The sequence below is a fragment of the Pseudomonas sp. AIG genome (genome assembly GCF_977020205.1).
Genome location: NZ_CDROCK010000119.1, coordinates 1 through 2,368, shown reverse-complemented (window position 1 = coordinate 2,368; position 2,368 = coordinate 1). Strand labels below are relative to the sequence as shown.

The following is a 2,368-nucleotide window of genomic DNA, read 5'->3' as shown; positions in this document are numbered from 1 at the left end:
TGGCGGCCGACGTCGCGCCCGAGCCGTACAACGCCTTGGCGGTAAAGCTGTGTGCAGCCAAAGTCAGAGCACTGACGAGCAATGTCCAGACACCGGTTTTGACATGTGCCGTTGCCCTACCTTTGGGGACAGTGCCGTCAAGGATTTCGACCATCAGGCCTTTGGCCGCGATGCCGCTCAGGGTGACAGCCGTTTCCACTGTGCTCCCGCCTTGGGGGATTTCGACACCGCTGGGTGAGCCTTTGACCGAATCGATAGTTGGATCAGTTACCAAGCCAACTTCCAGCGTCAACTCCCGTGAATGCCCCAACGTCTCTCCCGCCCGCTCAATCCTGTAACCCGCCATCACCGTGTCGTAGAGGTTGACCGCGACGTACTGCTTCGGCACGGTCACCCGCACTGGCTTGCCGGCTGTGGCGGGGATCAGGTCGATATGGTCACTGAAGCTGCCGCCGCTCGCCGAGCCATTGAAGTAGTAGTGAAACCGGTCTTTGTCCTGGGTACCGGTGTGGGGCAAGACCATGGTTGCACCGGTCGGCGGCACCTTGTCCGGATCCAGCACGCCATTGGCGTCTGCTTCTTCGACTTCCGGGCGTTCAAAGATTGGCTTCGCCACGCCGACCTGCATGATGAATGGCAGCGATTCGCGCACGCTCAGCAGCAGGTTGTCACTGTTGGTGACGATGTAGTAGACCTTGACGCTCAGGCCATCGAAACGCTGAATTTCGGTCTGGCTCACGTTGCGCAAGACGGGCTCGCCATCCGCTACATTGCCGACCTGGCGCGGGTCCTCGTAGTAAACAGGGTCGCCGCCGGGCGCCTTCGCCTCCCAGATCACGTTCAGCAGATCACTGCTGTTGCGACCCACGTACCACGGCGCACTCACCGTCGCCCACGGCGTTTCGACTGGCAACGTCCCGCCCGGTGCCTCGACGACGCTAGGTGCCGGCAGTCGGCTGATATCGCCCACGACGCTGACACTGGCGTTTTTCGAGTGGCGGTCGGATTCACCCTCGCGGCGCCGAACAAATCCCACCGACGCACTGCCCTTGGCGATGGCGCGCACGGCTGCGTTGGGGATGGTGAAGTCGAGCTGAAAGGGCAGGAACTCCACCGTTTTTGATAACGGGCCGACGATGATTTGCGGGCCTTGCGCGGGGGTGCCGGTCCAGGTCAGGCGCACTTCGTCGTTCACGGTAAAGTCTTTAGCCGTCGTGTACACGCGAACGATGACGTCGTCGTCACCGAGGGTGTCGAGGTCCACCCGATCGGTCGGCTGGCCTTTGACCAGCACCAGTGGTGAGTCCAGTCGGTCACCGTTCATGTCCACCAGCACCGACTGTAGAGCTGACCATGGGGCGCGCTCGTCCGGGTAGTTGCCGCAAGGGTCAACGACCTGATAAGCCACGGCCACGGCAGGGCTATCGCCAGCAGCCTTGATCAGTTCGTAATCGAAGGTGATGTCGATGGGGTATTTATCCGGATCACTCGCCTGATCCGGGGTGACGAGATGAACCTTTTTCTGACTGCCCCAACGGGCGTGGATGCGGTCGTATTTAGTCAGGTTGCGGTAGCGGACGATGCGCATCGTTACAACGTCTTTTTCCGTAAAATTCTTGTCGATTTCGTAGCGGTCGAGGGAGAAGTTGAGATCGGAGTGGCCATCATCGCCAGGGATGTCGTCGTATTCACCAGGGCGGGTGAGTTTGACCAGCAGCTTTAAACGGGGCTTGGATTCTTCTTCGGGATGGTTCTTGCCGGAGACCTTGTAGAACACGTCGATGGCGTCACCGTCGATCACATGATTCTTGGCCAGGGTGAAGACTACATCCCGATTGAGTTCGGACTCGTGCTCGAGGGTCTTGCTCCATACCTCATCCGTCCCGTTGTTCCAGAAGAAAGCGACTCGGTCCGTGAGTTTCATTTCGAACCAAGCGGGGATGACCACTTGCAAACCGTTTTCCACTGCACGAATGGGGATGCCGCCATCGTAACCATCTGATGGGTCAAGGGTAGTCAGGGCGGGGAAGTAAATGGGCTTCAGGGCAAAAGGTTTCTGGTCGGCCATGGCGGCGTGCTCCGTTCGGTTTGGCAACGGAGTGATTGAACGCGCATGGGCGGAATTGCGCACCTGTCAGATCTGACAGGTGCAGGCCGAAATCCGACGGGTGGTAATTTTGAGAGAGGTCGAGTCGAAGCTGAAAAAGCCTTAGAGATTGATCGTTCCCACGCTCTGCGTGGGAATGCAGCCCGGGACGCTCTGCGTCACTTCAAAAGCCGAACGCGGAGCGTCCGTTGAGGCATTCCCACGCAGGAGCGTGGGAACGATCTGACCCGAACTAATCCGGCAACTCCAGATTATCCATCA

The 2,368-nt window shown here is 59.1% G+C and carries 1 pseudogene; it reads right to left on the bottom strand.

Annotation, left to right across the window (positions count from 1 at the left end):
• Nucleotides 1-2,068 (bottom strand): annotated as a pseudogene (locus tag ACWR1S_RS30770) (hypothetical protein); the annotation flags it as partial.
• Between the last annotated feature and the right edge of the window lie 300 nt (nucleotides 2,069-2,368).